Origin of the sequence: Burkholderia sp. MSMB1459WGS (assembly GCF_001534535.1) — a bacterium.
GTDB lineage: Bacteria > Pseudomonadota > Gammaproteobacteria > Burkholderiales > Burkholderiaceae > Burkholderia.
In genome coordinates, this window is the sequence record NZ_LPMU01000023.1 from 592,367 (window position 1) to 609,678 (window position 17,312).

The 17,312-nt window shown below is 69.3% G+C and carries 15 protein-coding genes; 5 read left to right on the forward strand and 10 right to left on the reverse strand.

Translation table 11 applies throughout. From position 1 onward, the window contains the following. Positions 1 to 14: 14 nt before the first annotated feature. From WT97_RS10310 to WT97_RS10330, 5 genes are all read right to left on the reverse strand, one after another. Entirely contained in the window at positions 15 to 1,226 is a 1,212-nt protein-coding gene (locus WT97_RS10310) for an MFS transporter (RefSeq protein WP_060353368.1), read from the reverse strand. Between the two features lie 228 nt (positions 1,227 to 1,454). Next, on the reverse strand, positions 1,455 to 3,041 hold the full coding sequence (locus WT97_RS10315) for a trypsin-like peptidase domain-containing protein (protein WP_179949767.1): 1,587 nt from the start codon (positions 3,039 to 3,041) through the stop codon (positions 1,455 to 1,457). 355 nt (positions 3,042 to 3,396) lie between these two features. Beyond that, entirely contained in the window at positions 3,397 to 4,302 is a 906-nt protein-coding gene (locus WT97_RS10320; RefSeq protein WP_060353370.1) for a hypothetical protein, read from the reverse strand. 50 nt (positions 4,303 to 4,352) lie between these two features. Further along, positions 4,353 to 5,192 (reverse strand): CPBP family intramembrane glutamic endopeptidase, encoded by an 840-nt coding sequence (locus WT97_RS10325; protein WP_059505444.1) that lies wholly within the window; start codon positions 5,190 to 5,192, stop codon positions 4,353 to 4,355. A 491-nt stretch (positions 5,193 to 5,683) separates the two neighbouring features. After that, positions 5,684 to 7,162, reverse strand: a complete 1,479-nt coding sequence (locus WT97_RS10330) for a PLP-dependent aminotransferase family protein (RefSeq protein ID WP_060353371.1) — start codon at positions 7,160 to 7,162, stop codon at positions 5,684 to 5,686. A 175-nt stretch (positions 7,163 to 7,337) separates the two neighbouring features. Here WT97_RS10330 and WT97_RS10335 point away from each other — a divergent pair, with 175 nt between their 5' ends. Continuing rightward, positions 7,338 to 8,540 carry a GNAT family N-acetyltransferase gene (locus tag WT97_RS10335; protein ID WP_059789732.1) on the forward strand — a complete coding sequence of 401 codons (1,203 nt, stop codon included), beginning with the start codon at positions 7,338 to 7,340 and terminating at the stop codon, positions 8,538 to 8,540. Between the two features lie 21 nt (positions 8,541 to 8,561). On the opposite strand, the gene WT97_RS10340 is transcribed toward WT97_RS10335, so the two are convergent. Then, positions 8,562 to 9,050, reverse strand: a complete 489-nt coding sequence (locus WT97_RS10340) for a DUF3331 domain-containing protein (RefSeq protein WP_060353372.1) — start codon at positions 9,048 to 9,050, stop codon at positions 8,562 to 8,564. A 44-nt stretch (positions 9,051 to 9,094) separates the two neighbouring features. Next, complete coding sequence (locus tag WT97_RS10345; RefSeq protein WP_060032057.1) at positions 9,095 to 10,306, reverse strand: CynX/NimT family MFS transporter; 1,212 nt, start codon at positions 10,304 to 10,306, stop codon at positions 9,095 to 9,097. A gap of 207 nt (positions 10,307 to 10,513) precedes the next feature. Here WT97_RS10345 and WT97_RS10350 point away from each other — a divergent pair, with 207 nt between their 5' ends. The 4 genes from WT97_RS10350 to WT97_RS10365 all read left to right on the forward strand — a co-directional run bounded on the left by WT97_RS10350 (position 10,514) and on the right by WT97_RS10365 (position 14,528). Then, a complete protein-coding gene (locus WT97_RS10350; protein ID WP_060353373.1) occupies positions 10,514 to 11,254 on the forward strand; it encodes a GNAT family N-acetyltransferase in 741 nt (246 codons plus the stop codon). Positions 11,255 to 11,611: 357 nt separating this feature from the next. Next, the gene (locus tag WT97_RS10355; RefSeq protein WP_059789569.1) at positions 11,612 to 12,676 is read left to right on the forward strand and encodes a 2,3-butanediol dehydrogenase; all 1,065 of its coding nucleotides are present in this window, start codon (positions 11,612 to 11,614) and stop codon (positions 12,674 to 12,676) included. A 243-nt stretch (positions 12,677 to 12,919) separates the two neighbouring features. After that, positions 12,920 to 13,576, forward strand: a complete 657-nt coding sequence (locus WT97_RS10360) for a VC0807 family protein (protein ID WP_060353464.1) — start codon at positions 12,920 to 12,922, stop codon at positions 13,574 to 13,576. A gap of 85 nt (positions 13,577 to 13,661) precedes the next feature. Beyond that, positions 13,662 to 14,528, forward strand: a complete 867-nt coding sequence (locus WT97_RS10365; RefSeq protein ID WP_060353465.1) for a CPBP family intramembrane glutamic endopeptidase — start codon at positions 13,662 to 13,664, stop codon at positions 14,526 to 14,528. 21 nt (positions 14,529 to 14,549) lie between these two features. On the opposite strand, the gene WT97_RS10370 is transcribed toward WT97_RS10365, so the two are convergent. From WT97_RS10370 to WT97_RS10380, 3 genes are all read right to left on the reverse strand, one after another. Further along, positions 14,550 to 15,530, reverse strand: a complete 981-nt coding sequence (locus tag WT97_RS10370) for an aldo/keto reductase (RefSeq protein WP_060353374.1) — start codon at positions 15,528 to 15,530, stop codon at positions 14,550 to 14,552. A 147-nt stretch (positions 15,531 to 15,677) separates the two neighbouring features. Next, on the reverse strand, positions 15,678 to 16,349 hold the full coding sequence (locus WT97_RS10375; RefSeq protein WP_059505457.1) for a MarC family protein: 672 nt from the start codon (positions 16,347 to 16,349) through the stop codon (positions 15,678 to 15,680). Between the two features lie 138 nt (positions 16,350 to 16,487). Next, positions 16,488 to 17,288 (reverse strand): enoyl-CoA hydratase-related protein, encoded by an 801-nt coding sequence (locus WT97_RS10380; RefSeq protein ID WP_060353375.1) that lies wholly within the window; start codon positions 17,286 to 17,288, stop codon positions 16,488 to 16,490. Positions 17,289 to 17,312 lie beyond the last annotated feature (24 nt).

Below are 17,312 nucleotides of genomic sequence, written 5' to 3' on the forward strand. Positions count from 1 at the left end.
GGGCGCACCCGCGCTCACCGCCCGGCGTCCTGCGCGTTGAACGCCCGCACGCACACGGCGGCCGCCAGCGCGAGCGCCGCCGACAGCAGCATCGTCGCGAGCGGCAGGTAGCCCGCGTTGGCGGAGGTCAGCAGCGCGCCCGTCAGCGACGACAGCGCGGCGCCGCCGCCGATCGTCATCGCGCCGGCGAGCCCCGACGCGCTGCCCGCCAGTTCCGGCCGCACCGACACCGCGCCCGCATGGGCGCCGGGATTGCTCAGTCCATTGCCGATGCCGACCAGCACGCACGGCCCGAACCACGCGAGCGCGTGCGTCGCGCCGCCGAACACGAGCACGAGGCCGATCAGCGGGCCCGCACACGCCACGACCCGCCCGCACAGGATCGTCGTGGCCGGCGCAAGGCGGTGCGCGACCCGCGCGGCCACGAAGCTTCCGCACACGAACCCGGCCGTGATCGTCCCCATGTAGAAGCCGATCTCCGCCGGCGCGATGCCGAACAGCGTTTTCGCGGCGAGCGGCGCGCCGGCCAGAAACGCATGGAACGCACCCGTCGAAAACGCCATGCACAGCGCATAGGCCCAGAAACGGCGCGCACGCAGCAGCGCCGGATACGCGCGAAACTGCTGCCCGAAGCTCGACGGCCGGCGCGTATGGGTTTCGACGAGATCGAGCGCACACCAGGCGAACAGCGCGATGCCGACTGCGGCCAGCAGCCAGAAGCTCGCGCGCCAGCCGGCCGTCTGGTCGAGCGCACCGCCGAGCGTCGGGCCGAGCATCGGCGCGAACGCGGCGGCCATCGCCGCATAGCCGATCCGGCTCGCCGCGCGCGCGCCGCCGCCGGCGTCGCGGATCGCCGCCATCGACACCGGATAAACCGACGTGATCGCCGCCTGCATCAGCCGGCAACCGAGAAACACGCGGATATCGGTCGCCATCGCGCAACCGAGCGAACCGAGCGCGAATATCGCGACGCTCGTCAGCACGACCGGGCGCCGCCCGAACCGGTCGGACAGCGGCCCCGTCACGCATTCGAGCGACGCGGCCACCGCCGCATACCCGCCGAGCGACAGCGCGACGAGCGCATAGTCGGTGTGCAGGTCGCGCACGATCGCCGGCAGCGACGGCAGGAACAGGCTCAGCGGCAGCACTGACAACGCGCACAGCAGGATCAACGTCGCATGCCGCGGCGACGCCGGGTCGGAAGCGGTCGACAGGTTCGATGCCAAGCGGATGCCCTCCCGCGCACGGGCCGCATGGCCGCGCGCAACACAAAAAAAAGCCCCCGAACGAGTCGGGGGCGCATGGGTGCCGGCGCGGTGCCGCTACCGGACCTTGCGCCTGTGGACTACTACGATGAAGCAAGCCGTTTTCATGCCGAATGGCTCCTGAATGCGTGGCGGACCGCCAGCGATACCGGACGATGTTAGGTGGACGAGCGCCCCCGCGTCAACGTCCTAACGCGTGCGCACCGAGACGAACTTCCGCGCGTTGTTGCGCTGGATCAGCACGGCGATCACGCTGCCGCCGGTCGCTTCGAGCGTCTGCACGTCGTCCGGCGTCTCGAGCAGCGTGTCGTTGAGCTCGAGCACGACGTCACCCGGCTGGATGCCTGCGCGCGCGGCCGGGCCGTGCGCCGCGTCCACCATCATCCCGACCGCGAGCCCCGTCGAACGACGCTCGTCGTCGCTCAACGCGTGCATCGTCAGTCCGAGACGGTCGCCGTGGTCGCTGCTGTCGCCTGCGCCGCCGGTACCCGGCCGCGGCCGCGCGGCGGCCTTCGGTGCGACCATGCCGATCGTCGCCGCCGCGGTCCCGCCCGCCTCGTCGGCGCCTGTGATCGTCAGCGTCATCGGCGCACGGTTGCGAATCACGCGCAGCGGCGCCTTCCCGCCGGGCGGCAGCGCGGCGGCCAGGTCGTTCAGTTCGGCCGAGCGACCGATGGCCGTGTCGCCCATCTTCACGATCACGTCGCCGGGCTTCAGGCCGGCCGCGGCGCCCGGCGAGCCGGGCTCGACGCCGTTGACGAGCGCGCCGGCCGGGCGCGGCAGCCCGAACGCCGCGGCCAGACCGACGCCGACGTCCTGCACGTCGACGCCGAACGCATTGGCGGACGGCGCGCCCGGCGCGGGTGCCTGAGGCTGCTGCGCCTGCATCTGCGCCTGTTGTTGCGCGCGCAACTGGGCACGCGCCTTTGCCGCGAAAGCGATCGGGATGGCGAAGGTCGTGCTCGCGTAGCGGTCGGCGCCGGTATAGACCTGCACCGCGATGCCGATCACGTCGCCCGCGCGATTGAACACGGGGCCGCCCGAGTTGTCCGGGTTCGGTGCGATGTCGGTCTCGAAGAACGGGAATGCGCTGCCGTCCGGCAGCCGGCGCGACGTCGCGCTGACGATGCCGGCCGTGACCGTGTTGCCCGACCCGTCCGGCGCGCCGATCGTCATCACCGGTTCGCCCGCGCGAACTTTCGACGAATCGCCGATGTGCACGAACGGCAGCTTCGTCGCGTCGACGCGCAGCACGGCCACATCGCTTTGCGGATCGACGGCGAGCACCGTCGCCTTGAATTCGCGGCGGTCGACGAGCCGCACCGTCACGTCGGTCGCCTCGTCGACCACATGGGCGGACGTGAGGATCAGTCCATCGGCGCTCACGATGAAGCCCGAGCCGCTGCCGGACACCGCGCGCGGCGCGATATCGGGTGCCGGCGCCTGCGGCCCCTGTGCGGGCGGCGGTGCGCCATGGCGGAAGAACGCGGCGAGCGGATCGTCGGGATCGAGGATGGCAAAGGCCGGCCCGCCGGTTTGCGGATCGGGGGTGGCGGCCAGGATGGTCACGACCGCCGGGCCGTAGCGCTCGACGATCGCCGGGAAATCGACCGGCATCGCGTAAGGCGCGGCGGGTGGCCGCGCCTTCGTCGCCGGCGGTGCGGCGTGCGGTGCGAGGGTGCCGGCAACGGCGGCGGGCGGCGGCAAACATCCGGCAAACACGCCCCCGATCAACGCGGTGCGAAGCACGGCGCGAGCAAGCGTCTGGCAAACCACGGTGCACCTCCCCCGGGCAGTCGCGACGCCACCGTGCGCGAGACGCGCAGGCGCCCGACAAGCACCGGTACACCCAACCATTTATAGCCTACGCGCCGGGGGGAACATACGAATCGAAACCCGTATGCCGGGAGGTGCCGTGGCGGCGGAACCGCGACGGCGTTCGTTTCGAACAAAGCGCGCGGTTCGTCAATCCGAACATCCACCACGCATCGGTGCGGACGTCAGTGCCAGTGCCATCGTCGCAGTCTGCGGCCGGACATGCCACCTGTCGCGCATCGCAGACAGGTGACCCGCACACCGCAAACGGTCCGTCATCGGCCCCCGTCCATCGACGAGCCGGCACCGGCTCCGGTCAGTGGCACGACAACACCGCCACCCCGCCGACGCCTTGCGTGTTCGGCAACGCCGCCGTGTAACCGACGGCCACCAGCGGCTGAGCCGCGTCATGTCCGACGACGATCGACTGAATCGTCGCAGGCCCGGTGGTCTTCAGCACGCCGTTCAACGGCACCTGCGTGTACGTCAGCCCGTATTGCGCGCTGTCCAGCTCGATCGACAGGTTCAGCGTGGTGAGCATGCGCGTGACCGGATCCAGCGTGGCCGAACTCGACACGAGCGCACCGCTCGTGTTGCCGTTGTTGCTCGCCACCGTATCGGCCATCACCTGGGTACACGAAAGCGGGCCGCCCGTGGCGGGCAACGACAGCGGCGTGCCGACCGCGTAGTGCACGCCCTGCGTATCGGTATACGTATTGCCGTCGGTGTCCATCGCGCGATTCCACCGGCCGATCGCCACATCGGTGCCGACGCCCTGGATGTCGGTCACGGCCCCATGGTCGAGCCCGAGGCAGTCGGTTGCCGCCGCCGACGACGCAAGCGTCGTAAACGCACCGCTTCCCTGCTGAACCAGGCTCGTCGCCGGCACATTGGCCGCCGTCATGTTGCGGTTCTTCGCGTAATCGCTCGGCAAATTCGGCACCACGAGCACCGCCAGTTGGCCGTTGCTCGTCGCGACCGGCGACGCAGCACCCGAATAGCTGAAGTTGCCGTTCGGTCGGCAAGCCGTCTGGACGGCAGGCTGGGGCGACGCGCCCGGCGCCGGCGCGGCGGGCGACGTGACCGTCGGCGTTCCCGTTGTATCGTTGTTCGACGCGCTGCTTCCGGTATTGGCGGCGCCGCCGTCATCGCCGCCGCCACATGCCGTCAACATCAGTACCGTACTCGCCAGCCCCACCAGACAGATTTGCTTGCCCCGCATGCTTCACCTCGTTTTCTCGTTGTAGAAACCCATCACCGTGTGCGCTCGTTTCACACGTTGTCGTTTGCCGGACGCGCCGGCACCATTCGCTGCGCATCCACCGCCTTGACCAGCCACCATGCGCCGACGCCACCCGCCACGAGCGCGCCGAACCACCAGGAAGTCGGCCAGATCTCGAGCAGGCTCTCGCGGGTGAGGACGAACGGCGATTTCAGCGCGACGAGCACCACGGCCGTGTTGTAGCAGGCATGAATCAACATCCCCGGCAGCAGCGATCGGGTGACCGCATACAGCTTTCCGATCAGCAAACCGAGTCCGAATGCGAGCGCGAACTGATACACGTTCAAATGCGCAAGACCGAATACCGCTGCCGAATGGGCGATGGCCGTTCCCTCCGGATACTGTCGCAAGAAGCTGCGCAGCATCACGCCGCGAAACAGCATCTCCTCGAGTAGCGGCGCAATCGCGCAGGTCAATACGATCAGGCCGAGCCCGCCATTCACATAAACCTCGCGGGCTTCGTCCCGGGTTCCGGTCCACGGGAAAAATTGCCCGACGCCGACTTCGAGCACGCTCATCGCCACGAGCAATGCCGGTGTAATCAGCACGATGGGCGCGAAAAATCGCCCGATCGTCGTTCGCCAGGAATCGACGCTGTCGTGCAGCAAGCTGCGGTAGGTCAATTTGCCGTGATGGAGCAGCACCGTAAATACGAGACCATTCGCGAGCACCCGCCCGATGCTGGCGATTGCCATCGTCTGCAGCCCGGCGCTGCGGCCGGCCGACCAGATGATCGAGTTCATCAAATACTCGACCATGTTCAGCACGACGACGATAAAAAACGCTTCGAGCAGATTCGGGAAGCAATAAGAGCTTGAATCGGATTTCATCTGGATTTACACGATTTAGCAGGCGGCATACGCGGTAATCGCGCCCGGATGCCTGCAGCCGATCTCGTCCGATCGGCATTGTTATTTATCGGAGCACACGACGAACGTGACTCATTGCGGCCTGCCCGGCCTTTGTCCTCCCCCATCCGGCCATCGCGGGAAAGTAACCGTTTGTTACGGCCAGGGATCGTCGCTCATGGCACGAATCGTGGCAAGCGCCGTTGACCATTCTTTACGATCGAAAAGACAAAACGCGCGAATCGGACTGCGCAATCAGCCGTCGTTAATATCGAGATATCGGCCGATCTTTTAAAATATTTAGCGATTTTCGGCCTGCCCGGCGTTTCAATATTTTTAAAGCACCGATTACCTGACGCACCGCTAACGCGCGACGAATTCCTTGTCGATTGTCACGGAGACCATCCCGTAAGCGCCGCGCGGGCGGTAATCACGATCGAGTGGCGGGAAGTCGGAATCGCGCAACCATACCGTCACGCGCCACCCGCGGCCACCTGCTCCGCGATCGTCGACACCATCCGTAACATCGGCTCGAACGCATCGGCCGGCGTATTGCCGAAACCGAGCACGAGCCCGTTGCGGGCCCGCTCCGCATCGATCGCGAAACCCGACAGCGGAAACGGGCCGATGCCATGCGCGCGCGCCGCTTCGACGATCGCGCGATCGCGATAACGCGCCGGCAGCCGCAGCGCGAGATGCAGCCCGCACGGGCCGCCCTCGACCTGGTGCGGCACGCTCAGGCTGCTGTCGAGCGCGGCGAGCAGCAAACGCCGCCGGTCGCGATACAGCCTGCGCATCCGCCCGAGATGCCGGCCGTACTCGCCCGTCTCGATGAAATCGGCCAGCGCAAGCTGCACATGGCGCGTCCCGCCGCGCAGCATCTCCGGCAACGCCGGCCGCACGGCGGCCAGCAACGCGTCGGGCAGCACGAGAAAGCCGATCCGCAGCGCCGGAAACATCGTCTTGCTGAACGAGCCGAGATAGACGACCGGCGAATCGGCCGCGAGCCCATGCATCGCGCCGATCGGCTCGCCGGTGTGACGGAATTCGCTGTCGTAGTCGTCCTCGATGATCCACGCGCGATGGCGGCGCGCCGCATCGATCAGCGCGAGCCGGCGCGAGATCGACAGCACGGCGCCGGTCGGGAACTGGTTCGACGGCGTCGTGTAGACGAGGCGCGGTGGTCGCTCGCGCCAGTCGTCCGGTTCCGCGCGCAGCCCTTCCGCGTCGACCGGCATCGGCACGACGTCGAGGTCGGCCGCCTGCATCGCGGTGCGCGCGCCACGATAGCCGGGCTCCTCGACCCACACCGTATCGCCCGGATTCGTCAGCAACTGCGCGCACAGCGCGATCGCTCCCTGCGCGCCCTCCGTGATCACGATCTGCTCGGGATCGCAGCGTACGCCGCGCGTGACGGCCAGGTGGCGCGCGATCGATTCGCGCAACGCAGGCTCGCCGAGCGGATCGCCGTACGCCAGCAGGTCGCGGCCGGCGCGGCGCAACGCGCGGTCGATCGCGTGCCGCCACGCGTCCACCGGGAAATGCGACAGCGCCGGCACGCCCGGCCGGAAGCCCTCCGATTCGCCGGCGCCGACGAGGCTCGCGCGAATCCGGCCGAGCCGCTGCGCGACGGTCGGCGGCGCGGCACGCCGGCGCGGCGGCGCCGGCCGCGACAGCCCGACGACCCGCGTGCCGCGACGGTCCGACTGCAGGAAGCCTTCGGCGACGAGCTGCTCGTACACGGCGGCCGTCGTATTGCGCGACACGCCGAGCGTTTCGGCCAGCGCGCGCGTGCCGGGCAGCCGCGTGCCGGCCGGCATCGCGCCGCCGAGAATCGCGTCACGCACGCGGCGCAGCAACTGGCGCTGCAGCGAAGGTGCGCCGGGCGTGCGCGCCAGCGGCGCATCGAGCGGCAGCAACGGCGCGCCGCCGGAAGGAAAGGCAGTCGTCATCGGGACATCGCAGCGTGAAAAGGTCGAACGTACGGTGAGCCGCGCACGGCTGACATGCCACCGATCGTGGCACCATAAATTTGCCGTTCGCTGGCGCTTCTCATGGTACCTCGCCGGGACTACGATCGTCTGCACGCCGGCATGTCGCCGGCCGCCAACCGAAGCGAGATCGACCTTGCCCACGCTCACCAACGCTTTCCAGCAGCCCATCGGCCACCCCGTTCCCGACTGGTCCGCGCGTCCGCGCCCCGAGCGCATCGCGCTCGAAGGCCGCTACTGCCGGCTCGAACCGCTCGACGCCGAGCGCCACGCGGCCGACCTGTACGCCGCCTACGCCCAGGCGCCCGACGGCAGCGACTGGACCTATCTGGCGCACGGCCCGTACGCCGACGAGTCCAGCTACCGCGATTACGCGCGCGGCGCGCAGGCGAGCACCGATCCGCTGCACTACACGGTGATCGACCGCGCCACGGGCCGCGCGGTCGGCACGCTCGCGCTGATGCGCATCGATCCGGCCAACGGTGTGATCGAGGTCGGTTCCGTCACGTTCTCGCCGCTGCTCAAGCGCACGCCGGTGTCGACCGAAGCGCAGTTCCTGCTGATGAAGTATGCGTTCGACACGCTCGGCTACCGTCGCTACGAATGGAAGTGCGACGACCTGAACGCGCCGTCGCGCAAGGCGGCCGCCCGGCTCGGGTTCCGCTACGAAGGCACGTTCCGGCAGGCGATCGTCTACCGCGGCCGCAATCGCGACACCGCGTGGTTCTCGATCATCGACGGCGAATGGCCGGATGTCCGCGCCGCATTCGACGCATGGCTCGCACCGGAGAACTTCGATGCGCAAGGCGAACAGCGACAGTCGCTCGCCGCGATCCGCCACGCGCAGGCCAGCGCGCGCGACGCCGCCGGCCGCGCGAACGATGCAACGCGCGTCACGGTGCGCCCGCTCGTCGCCGCCGACGAAGCCGCGTGGCGTCCACTGTGGCAGGGTTACCAGAAGTTCTACGACACCGCGCTGAGCGACGCCGTGTTCGCGACGACGTGGGCGCGCCTGATGGATCCGGCCGAGCCGATGTTCGTGCTCGGTGCGTTCGACGCGTCGGGTGCACTGGTCGGGATCGTGCACGCGATCTACCACCGCTCGTGCTGGACCGAAGGGCCGTACTGCTACCTGCAGGATCTGTACACGGCGCCCGACGCGCGCGGGCAAGGCGCGGGCGGCGCACTGATCGAGGCCGTGTACGAACGGGCCCGCGAAGCCGGCGCGAGCCGCGTGTACTGGCTCACGCACGAGACCAACACGACCGCACGCGCGCTGTACGACAAGCTCGCGAACAACGCCGGTTTCATCCAGTACCGGCACGACCTGAAGAAGTAACGTGGTCCGGGCGGCCGATGTTCAGCCATGAACATCGGCCGGATGGCGGGCGCCGCCGTCCTCCGGCACATCGTCGCGCGTCGCATCGGCCATGCCGGGTACCGCTGCCGGGCGAATCATCTCGTCGCCATTGGCCGGCACGGGCCGCCGTACCGGCCGGAACACCGGTTCGCCGGGCTCGATCGGCTGCCCCGAGAGCGCGCAGCGACCGGGCTGCAACGCGACGCGCAAGCGCCAGCGTTGTTCGCCGTAATGACACCGGCCGCTCTCGACCCATCGCACCAGCAGTCCGTCGTGCCCCGCCTCCAGCACCGTGACGAACAGTTGCGGGCGCAACGGCGACGCCGCGGCCGTCGCATGCTCCGGAATCGGCGCGCGCCCGATCGTCGCGAGCGAATGCGCGACCACGCCGCCGCGCGACGGCATCGGATCGTCTTCGCCGAGCGCGGACGCGGGCACGTCGCACGACAGGTCATCCTCGCAGATCGGGCTTTCCATGATGTTGAGCATGCTTGACGGATTTCCGTGCAGGTTGAAAGACGCCGGCGCCGCACTCAGCGCCGGCCTATCGGTTCGCGCAGCAGGCACAGGCCGATCGCCGCGCCGGCGACGGCGGCCGCGAGCATCAGCCCGACGCCGCCCGACCAGCCGAATGCCCCGACGATCGCGCCGATCGTCAGCGGCCCGATCACCTGGCCGAGATAGTTGCCCTGCACGACCCAGCCGATGCTGAGCGGCGCCAGCGACGGCGACGGTGCGGAACCCGGCGCGCACGCGAGAATCGTCGCGGGCAGCATCCCGGCCATGGCCGAGAACGCGAACCCGAGCGCGACCGCGAGCGGTGCGGGCGTCGCCGCGCTGAAGAGGCCCGCCCCCGCCGCGCCGATCGCGACCGACGTCGCGGCCATCACGAGCCCCGGTCGCGCCCCGCGCGACAGCAACCAGCCGGCCGTCAGGTTGCCGATTACGCATGCAGCGACGATCGCCGCACTGATCAGCCCGGCCGCGCCGACGGCAACGCCGAGACGCTGCATCAGGAACACCGGCAGGAACGTCATCACCGCGAAGAACTGCACGTTGTAGGTCGCGAAACCGAGTGCGAGGAGCGTGGTCGAGCGCGCCGCGAGCACGGTGCGCAGCGCGGGCCCGACGGGTGCCGCCGCGGCCTGCCGCGACGGTGCGTCGGCCGACGTCGTGACCGGCACCGCGGCTGCGGCGACGAGCGTCAGCGCCGCGGCCGCGAGCCAGCCGTTGCGCCAGCCGCCGAGCAGCGGCCCGACCAGCATCGACAGCGCCATGCCGGCCGGCATGAAGGTGCTCCACAGGCCGAACGCGAGATTGCGCCGCTCGGGCGGCGTCACGCGGTTCAGCACGGCGGGCGCGGCAACCACCACGATCACGAACCCGAGCCCTTCCGCGAAGCGCGTGGCCAGCAGCAGCGCGAAGCTGCCCGCGCATGCGCCGACGATGCTCGACAGGCCGAGGATGAAGAGGCCCGTCACCAGCAGTCGCCGGTCGCCCCAGCGCCGCACCAGCAGCCCGGCGGCGATCCCGCCGAACACGCCGACGAACGGAAACACCGACATGATCCCGCTCAGCGACGCGAGCGAGCCGCCGAACTCGTGCTGCAGCGACGGCAACGCGATCGTCGCCTTGCCGACGTGCAGCGCCGACACGATGCTCGCCAGCACGACGTTCGCGATGGCGGCCCGGTAGCTGCGCGACGGCAGCGTGGCGGCCTCGGCCGCGACAGGCGATTCGGTCATCGTCACCTCCGTTGAGGCGGCCGCGTGCAACGGGATGTCTCGCGCGGCCGCAATCGGACCGGCGCCCATGATACAAATTGAAGTTAACTTCAAGTAAAGGGGTAACGCGTGCAACGATTCGTTTCGGTGATCGTGACAATGGCTGGCACGGCAAGCGACGGCATCCTCGGCTAAGCTGTCGGCTTCGCTCCGACAATGCCCGCCCGAATGCCGACCGCCTCCCCTGCACCGGCCACGCTGTTCCCGCTCGACGAAGCCTGGTCCGCCTTCCCCCGCCGCAAGGCCGCCGTGCGCACGTTCATCGCCGGGTACTGCGCTGCGCGCGACCGGCGCGATGCGCCGCTGCACGACGGCCCGGACGGCCATGTCGTGCAGTTCGACGACGCGATGGGCCGGCCTTTCGAGCATTTCATGATCGAGGGGGCGCCCGAGTCCGGCGCCGGCCCGTTTGTCGTCGGTGCGTGGATCACGCGCTATGGCGCAGTGCCGCTGCCGTCCGCGCTGCACGGCAGGACGCGCCGGCTGACCGACGAGCACTTCATGGCCGCCGATATCGACCGTCTGTCGGGCGACGACGCGCTCGCGCAAGCGCTCGCCTGCGACACGCCGGACGCGATCGACGCGTTCAACGCCAGCGGCGCCTTCCCGCCGTTCCACCCGAATCCGGCCGCGTTCCTGTTCGCGCATCGGCTCGACGGGCAGATCGCGGCCACCGCGCGCTACGGCTTCGCGTCGCCGCACGATATCGTCGTCGATCGCGTCGCGACGGCGGACACATACCGCCGCCGAGGCCTCGCGACGCAACTGCTCGCCGCGATCGTCGCCCACGCACGGCACCGGGGCGCGCACCGCGTGTGGCTCATATCGACCGAAGCCGGCCAGCCGCTGTACCGCGCCGCCGGATTCACGCCGCTCGCGACCGTCGCCGTGGACGAAGTCGTCGCCTGACCGCGAATCGAACCGCATCGTCCGTCACCGTTCGCCACCGTCCGTCTCGCGCTTCGTCTCATCGCGCTGAGACGAACGTCCCGGCGTCTCAGCGGATCCGATGTTGCGCTATCGCAGCAAATCCGACGCACCATTCCTTCCGAATCCCGGCCGGTCGGCATAGAGCGACATGGTGCAACGCATCCAGCGCCGCCTTTCGACCGCCCCGTACCGCCCCGATTCACGCTGGCCCCGTTCCTGCATACCGGTCGATCGCGCAATCGCGCGACGGGCACACCGGCAGCGTTGCCGCGCGCCCGACGACAACCCGACGGAGACAGCAACGTGAGTACACCCGCACCGATCACGCCCCCCAGCATGAAGGCCGCCGTCTGGCATGGCCGCCACGACATCCGCGTCGAAGCGGTTCCCGTTCCGGAGCGCCCGCCCGCGGGCTGGGTCACGATCCGCGTGCACTGGTGCGGCATCTGCGGCTCCGACCTGCACGAATACGTCGCCGGGCCGGTGTTCATCCCGGTCGACGCACCGCATCCGCTGACCGGCCTGAAGGGCCAATGCATCCTCGGTCACGAGTTCAGCGGCGAGATCGCCGAACTCGGCGCGGGCGTGTCGGGCTTCGCGGTCGGCGACCGCGTGACGGCCGACGCGTGCCAGCATTGCGGCACCTGCTGGTATTGCCGGCACGGGATGTACAACATCTGCGAGAACCTCGCGTTCACCGGGCTGATGAACAACGGCGCGTTCGCCGAATACGTGAACGTGCCGGCCGAACTGCTGTACAAGCTGCCCGACGATTTCCCGACCGAGGCCGGCGCGCTGATCGAACCGCTCGCGGTCGGGCTGCATGCGGTGAAGAAGGCCGGCAACATCGTCGGACAGACCGTCGTCGTGGTCGGCGCGGGCACGATCGGCCTGTGCACGATCATGTGTGCGAAGGCCGCGGGCGCCGGGCGCGTGATCGCGCTGGAAATGTCGGCCGCGCGCAAGCGGAAGGCGCTGGAGGTCGGCGCGAGCGTCGTCGTCGATCCGAAGACGTCCGATGCGATCGCCGAAGTCAGGGCGCTGACGGGCGGCTACGGCGCCGACGTGTCGTTCGAATGCATCGGGCACACGGCCACCGCGAAGCTCGCGATCGACGTGATCCGCAAGGCCGGCAAGTCGGTGATGGTCGGCATCTTCGAGGAACCGGCGCCGTTCAACTTCTTCGACATCGTGTCGACCGAGAAGGAAGTGATCGGCTCGCTCGCGTACAACGGCGAATTCGCGGACGTGATCCGCTTCATCGCGGACGGCCGCATCGACGTGCAGCCGCTCATCACCGGACGCATCGCGCTCGGCGACATCGTCGCGCACGGCTTCGAGGAACTGGTCAACCACAAGGACCGCAACGTGAAGATCATCGTCCGGCCGGCCGTCTCCTGACCGCACGCGCGGCCGCGGCATCGATGGAGGCCGCGCAGGCTGCCTGCGCGGCGCCGCCCTTCCCGCTATCGCCTCGTCCGAAGCGGCCGCCTTGTCGAGCTCCATCCGGATGCGGCATGCAGCAACATTCACAATCGCTAACTCGGCGCGATTCTTCGATATACTGGACCGAACCCTTTTCGGGCAACCGGGGGCAACCACGCGTTTCGCGCGTTCGCCCCGACCTGCGTGGAATGGCGCACCGTGAAACCGCGAGCCGGCCTGATTCTCGAACTCTTCGTCAACCTCGTGCTGCCTTGGGTGGCCTACCGGGTCGCGCATCCGTATTTCGGCGAAACCGGCGCGCTGTACGCATCGGCGGTTCCGCCGATCGTCTGGTCGATCGTCGAATTCATCCGCTCCCGCCGCGTCGACGCGGTGGCGGCCATCGTGCTGCTCGGCATCACGCTGTCGATCGTCGGGATGGCGTTCGGCGGCAGTCCGCGCACGCTGCTGATGCGCGAATCGATCGGTTCGGGCACGATCGGCGTCGTGTTCCTGCTGTCGCTGTTCCGCGAACGCCCGCTGATCTTCTATCTGGCCCGCGCGACCGTGGCCCGCGAGATGGACGGCGGCGCCGCCCACTTCGAAGCCGTCTGGGACGCGCAGCCGGGCCTGCGCCAGATGCTGCGGCTGATGACGTTCGTGTGGGGCGCCATCATGACGCTCGAGATGCTGCTGCGCTGGTGGATGGTCGTCAGCTGGCCGGTCGAGCGCGTGCTGGTCGTGTCGCCGGTCATGGGCTACACGGTGTTCGGCTGCCTGCTGCTGTGGACGTTCTGGTACCGGCGGCGCATGCGCGTGCGCAACAGCGTCGACGTCCCGGGCGCCGGCGGCGTCACCGAAACCGCCGGCCGCTGACACGCGGCTGCCCGGCCGTGCGGCGGCGTGTCACCGCACCTGCTGTATGATGCGCGGCGTCTCGTCCGCCCATCCGTTTCCCGTCATGTCCCTTTCGCTCCTTCCGTGTGCCACGATCTGGCTCGCCCTGTTCGCGGCCGCCGCATTCGCGTGGCATCGCCCGCTGCACGGCCTGAGCATCGGCCTCGCCGTGCTGGGCTATGCGGGCGCCCTGGCGTTCGGCCAACTCGCGCCGATCACGCTGGCGCCGTTCGCGCTGCTGATCGCGGCCGGCTGGGGCGTGTTGCCCGAGCGCCCGCTCGCGGTGCGCATCGCCGCGCACCTCGTCTTTGCCGCGCTCGCGATCGCGCTGAGCCTGCACCTGCTTCCCGGCTTCCACAATCCGCGCGTGATCGGCCCGACCCGCTTCACGCCGGACGCCGTGCCGTTCACGATGTACCTGAATTTCGACAAGCCGCTAGTCGGCTTGTGGCTGGTGTGGGCGCTGCCGTGGGTGGCTCCCGACGTCGCGCCGTTGCGCGCGCTGCGCACCGGTGCGGTGGCGGCCGTCGCCACGGCCGCCGCGTGCCTGGCCGGCGCGCTCGCGTTCGGGATGGTCGGCTGGGCGCCCAAGTGGCCGCCGTCCGGCTGGCTGTGGCTCGCGAACAACCTGTTGCTGGTGACACTCGCCGAGGAAGCGCTGTTCCGCGGCTACGTGCAAGGCGGCCTGACCCGCGTGTTCCGCGCCTGCTCGTGGGGCCCGTGGGTCGCGCTCGCGGCCGGCGCGGTGCTGTTCGGCGCCGCGCACGCGGCCGGCGGCTGGCAGTGGATCGTGCTCGGCACGGTGGCCGGCGTCGGCTACGGGCTCGCGTGGCGGCGCGGCGGCCTGCTCGCCGCCGCGCTCGCGCATGCGGGGCTGAACGTCGTCCACTTCGGCCTGTTCACCTACCCGATGCTCGCCGCCGCGCGCTGATCGCGGCGCCCGCGCGGCCGCTCAGTTGAACCCGGCCACCGCGTGCGGCACGTACGGGCGTTCGAGCGCGGCGATCTCGTCTGCGGTCAGCTTCAGCGCGAGCGCGCCGAGCGCATCGTCCAGTTGCTGCGGCTTCGAGATGCCGACGATCGGCGCGGTCACGCCGCGCTTGTGCGCCACCCACGCCAGCGCGACCTGCGCCCGCGGCACGTTGCGCGCGGCGGCGATCGCGGCGACGGCCTCGACGACCGCCTTGTCGGCGTCGACCGTCGCTTCGTACAGCCGCTGGCCGACATCGTCCTTCTGCTGCCGTTCCGACGTTTCGTCCCAGTTGCGCGTCAGGCGCCCGCGTGCGAGCGGGCTCCACGGAATCACCGCGATGCCTTCGTCCTCGCACAGCGGCAGCATTTCGCGCTCCTCTTCCCGATACAGCAGGTTCAGGTGGTTCTGCATGCTGACGAAGCGGGTCCAGCCGTTCTGCTTCGACGTATGCAGCGCCTTCGCGAACTGCCACGCGAACATCGACGACGCGCCGATATAGCGCGCCTTGCCCGCCTTCACGACGTCGTGCAGCGCCTCGAGCGTCTCCTCGATCGGCGTGCCGTAGTCCCAGCGGTGAATCTGGTAGAGATCGACGTAGTCGGTGCCGAGCCGCTTCAGGCTCTGGTCGATGTCGGTCATGATCGCCTTGCGCGACAGGCCGGCGCCGTTCGGCCCCGGCCGCATCCGGTAGAACACCTTCGTCGCGATCACGACCTCGTCGCGCTTCGTGAAATCGCGCAGCGCGCGGCCGACGATCTCCTCGGACGTCCCGTCCGAATACATGTTCGCGGTGTCGAAGAAGTTGATGCCGGCCTCGACCGCCCGCTGGATGATCGGGCGGCTTTCCGCTTCGGGCAGCGTCCACGGGTGCGTGCCGCGCGACGGCTCGCCGAACGTCATGCAGCCCAGCACCAGCTTCGACACGTCCAGCCCGGTCGATCCGAATTTCACGTATTCCATTGCACGCCTCTCCATTCGAGTCGGGTTTGCGGCCGGATGCGCACCGCGCATCCGCCAGACGTCGCATGGTATCCCGCATGCCGCGAACGCGTACGACCGCGCGCCGCATGCAGGCTGCGTGAAAGAAAGACGAACCGGAAGGCCCGGTTACTTGACCTGGTCGGCGAGCGGCTGCAGGAACGCGGAGAAGCCGGTCAGCATGATCTGCACGCCGATACACAGCAGCAGGAACGCCGACACGCGCTTCGCGACCTTGGTCCCTTCGCTGCCGAGGTAGCGCGCGAGCAGCGCGGAGCGGCTGTAGACCTGCCAGATCACGAGCGCGACGAGCACGGACACCGCGATCGACACGATGCTCGACAACATGAATTCCGACAGCTTGTGCGTGCGGTTCGCGTTCAGCGCGATCGCGGTCGCGATCGAGCCGGGGCCAACCGTCAGCGGCACCGTCAACGGGAAGAACGCGCGCGTCATGATCGCGTTCGCGTCGATCGGCTTGACCGGCGTGTCGCCGCCGCCCGGCCCGTCCGGTTCGTTCAGCATCTGCCAGCCGGCGACGGCAACCGCGAAGCCGCCGCCGATCCGCAGCGCTTCCATCGAGATTCCGAAGAAATGCAGCACCGGCGTGCCGGCGAAGAACGCGACCATCAGCACGACGAATGCGTTGAACGCGACCTTCCTCGCAAGCAGATCCCGTTCGTGCGCGGTGAGCGCCTCGGTCCGTTCGAGAAACAGGAACGCGATACCGATCGGATTGATGATGCCGATCAGGCCGGTAAAGCCAAACAGGATCTCGGAGACGAGGCGATTGACGATCATCGTGCGAAGCAGCGGTCGGGACGGGGGCCGGCAGCGCGCCGGGGGTCACGCATTGTAGTGCAAGCGCCCGCGCCCGAGCCGCAAAATGCGGCCGGCCCGGTTGCGCCGTCGATCGTCGTGAACGTGCGGCGCGCAGCCTTATTTAGCGCCCGCCTCCCAGGCCGGCGGCCGCTTCGCGAAGAAGGCCGCGAAGCCTTCCTTCGCTTCCGGCGTCGCCCGCACGCGGGAGATCGTCTGCGCGGTGAACGCCGCGCGTTCGTCCGACGGCGGGTACTCGCCGATCGCATCGAAAAAGCGCTTGATCTCCGTCAGCGCGTGCGGGCCGTTGCGGCCGAGCTCCGCGAGCGTCCGCTCGAGCGTGTCGTCGAGCGCATCGAGCGGCACGGCCTGATGAATCAGGCCGATCGCGACGGCTTCGGCAGCCGCGAGCTGCGTCGCGGTCAGCGCGAGACGGCGCGCCTGGCGCTGGCCGACCGCCTCGACCAGATACGGGCCGATCACGGCCGGCAGGATCCCGAAGCGCGCCTCGCTGACCGAGAATCGCGCGTGATCGCTCGCAATCACGATGTCGCAGGCGGCGCACAGGCCCACGCCGCCGCCGAACGCGTGCCCCTGCACGCGGGCGACCGTCGGTTTCGGGCACTGCCGGATCGCGTGCATCATCGCGGCGAACCGCTCGGCGTCGCGCAGGTTCGCGGCCGCATCGTTCGCGCTCGCGCGCTGCATCCACTGCAGGTCGGCGCCCGCGCAAAATGCGCGACCGTCCGAACGCAGCACGATCGCGCGCACGTCGTCGCGCCGGCCGAGTGTCGTGAACGCGTCGGTGAGCTCCGCGATCATCGTCTCGTCGAACGCGTTCAGCACGTCGCCGCGCCGCAGCGCGACGGTCGCGATGCCGCGCGCATCGACCGCGACGGCCAGGGTCTTCAATTCATCCATCGAACAGGTTTCCTCGGGTAGAAC

Coding starts and splice junctions, on each gene's coding strand:
- WT97_RS10375 (WP_059505457.1), bottom strand. CDS start 16,349: ATGATCGTCAATCGCCTCGTCTCCGAGATCCTGTTTGGCTTTACCGGC.
- WT97_RS10365 (WP_060353465.1), top strand. CDS start 13,662: ATGTCCCTTTCGCTCCTTCCGTGTGCCACGATCTGGCTCGCCCTGTTC.
- WT97_RS10330 (WP_060353371.1), bottom strand. CDS start 7,162: ATGACGACTGCCTTTCCTTCCGGCGGCGCGCCGTTGCTGCCGCTCGAT.
- WT97_RS10320 (WP_060353370.1), bottom strand. CDS start 4,302: ATGCGGGGCAAGCAAATCTGTCTGGTGGGGCTGGCGAGTACGGTACTG.
- WT97_RS10355 (WP_059789569.1), top strand. CDS start 11,612: ATGAAGGCCGCCGTCTGGCATGGCCGCCACGACATCCGCGTCGAAGCG.
- WT97_RS10370 (WP_060353374.1), bottom strand. CDS start 15,530: ATGGAATACGTGAAATTCGGATCGACCGGGCTGGACGTGTCGAAGCTG.
- WT97_RS10340 (WP_060353372.1), bottom strand. CDS start 9,050: ATGCTCAACATCATGGAAAGCCCGATCTGCGAGGATGACCTGTCGTGC.
- WT97_RS10345 (WP_060032057.1), bottom strand. CDS start 10,306: ATGACCGAATCGCCTGTCGCGGCCGAGGCCGCCACGCTGCCGTCGCGC.
- WT97_RS10350 (WP_060353373.1), top strand. CDS start 10,514: ATGCCGACCGCCTCCCCTGCACCGGCCACGCTGTTCCCGCTCGACGAA.
- WT97_RS10325 (WP_059505444.1), bottom strand. CDS start 5,192: ATGAAATCCGATTCAAGCTCTTATTGCTTCCCGAATCTGCTCGAAGCG.
- WT97_RS10380 (WP_060353375.1), bottom strand. CDS start 17,288: ATGGATGAATTGAAGACCCTGGCCGTCGCGGTCGATGCGCGCGGCATC.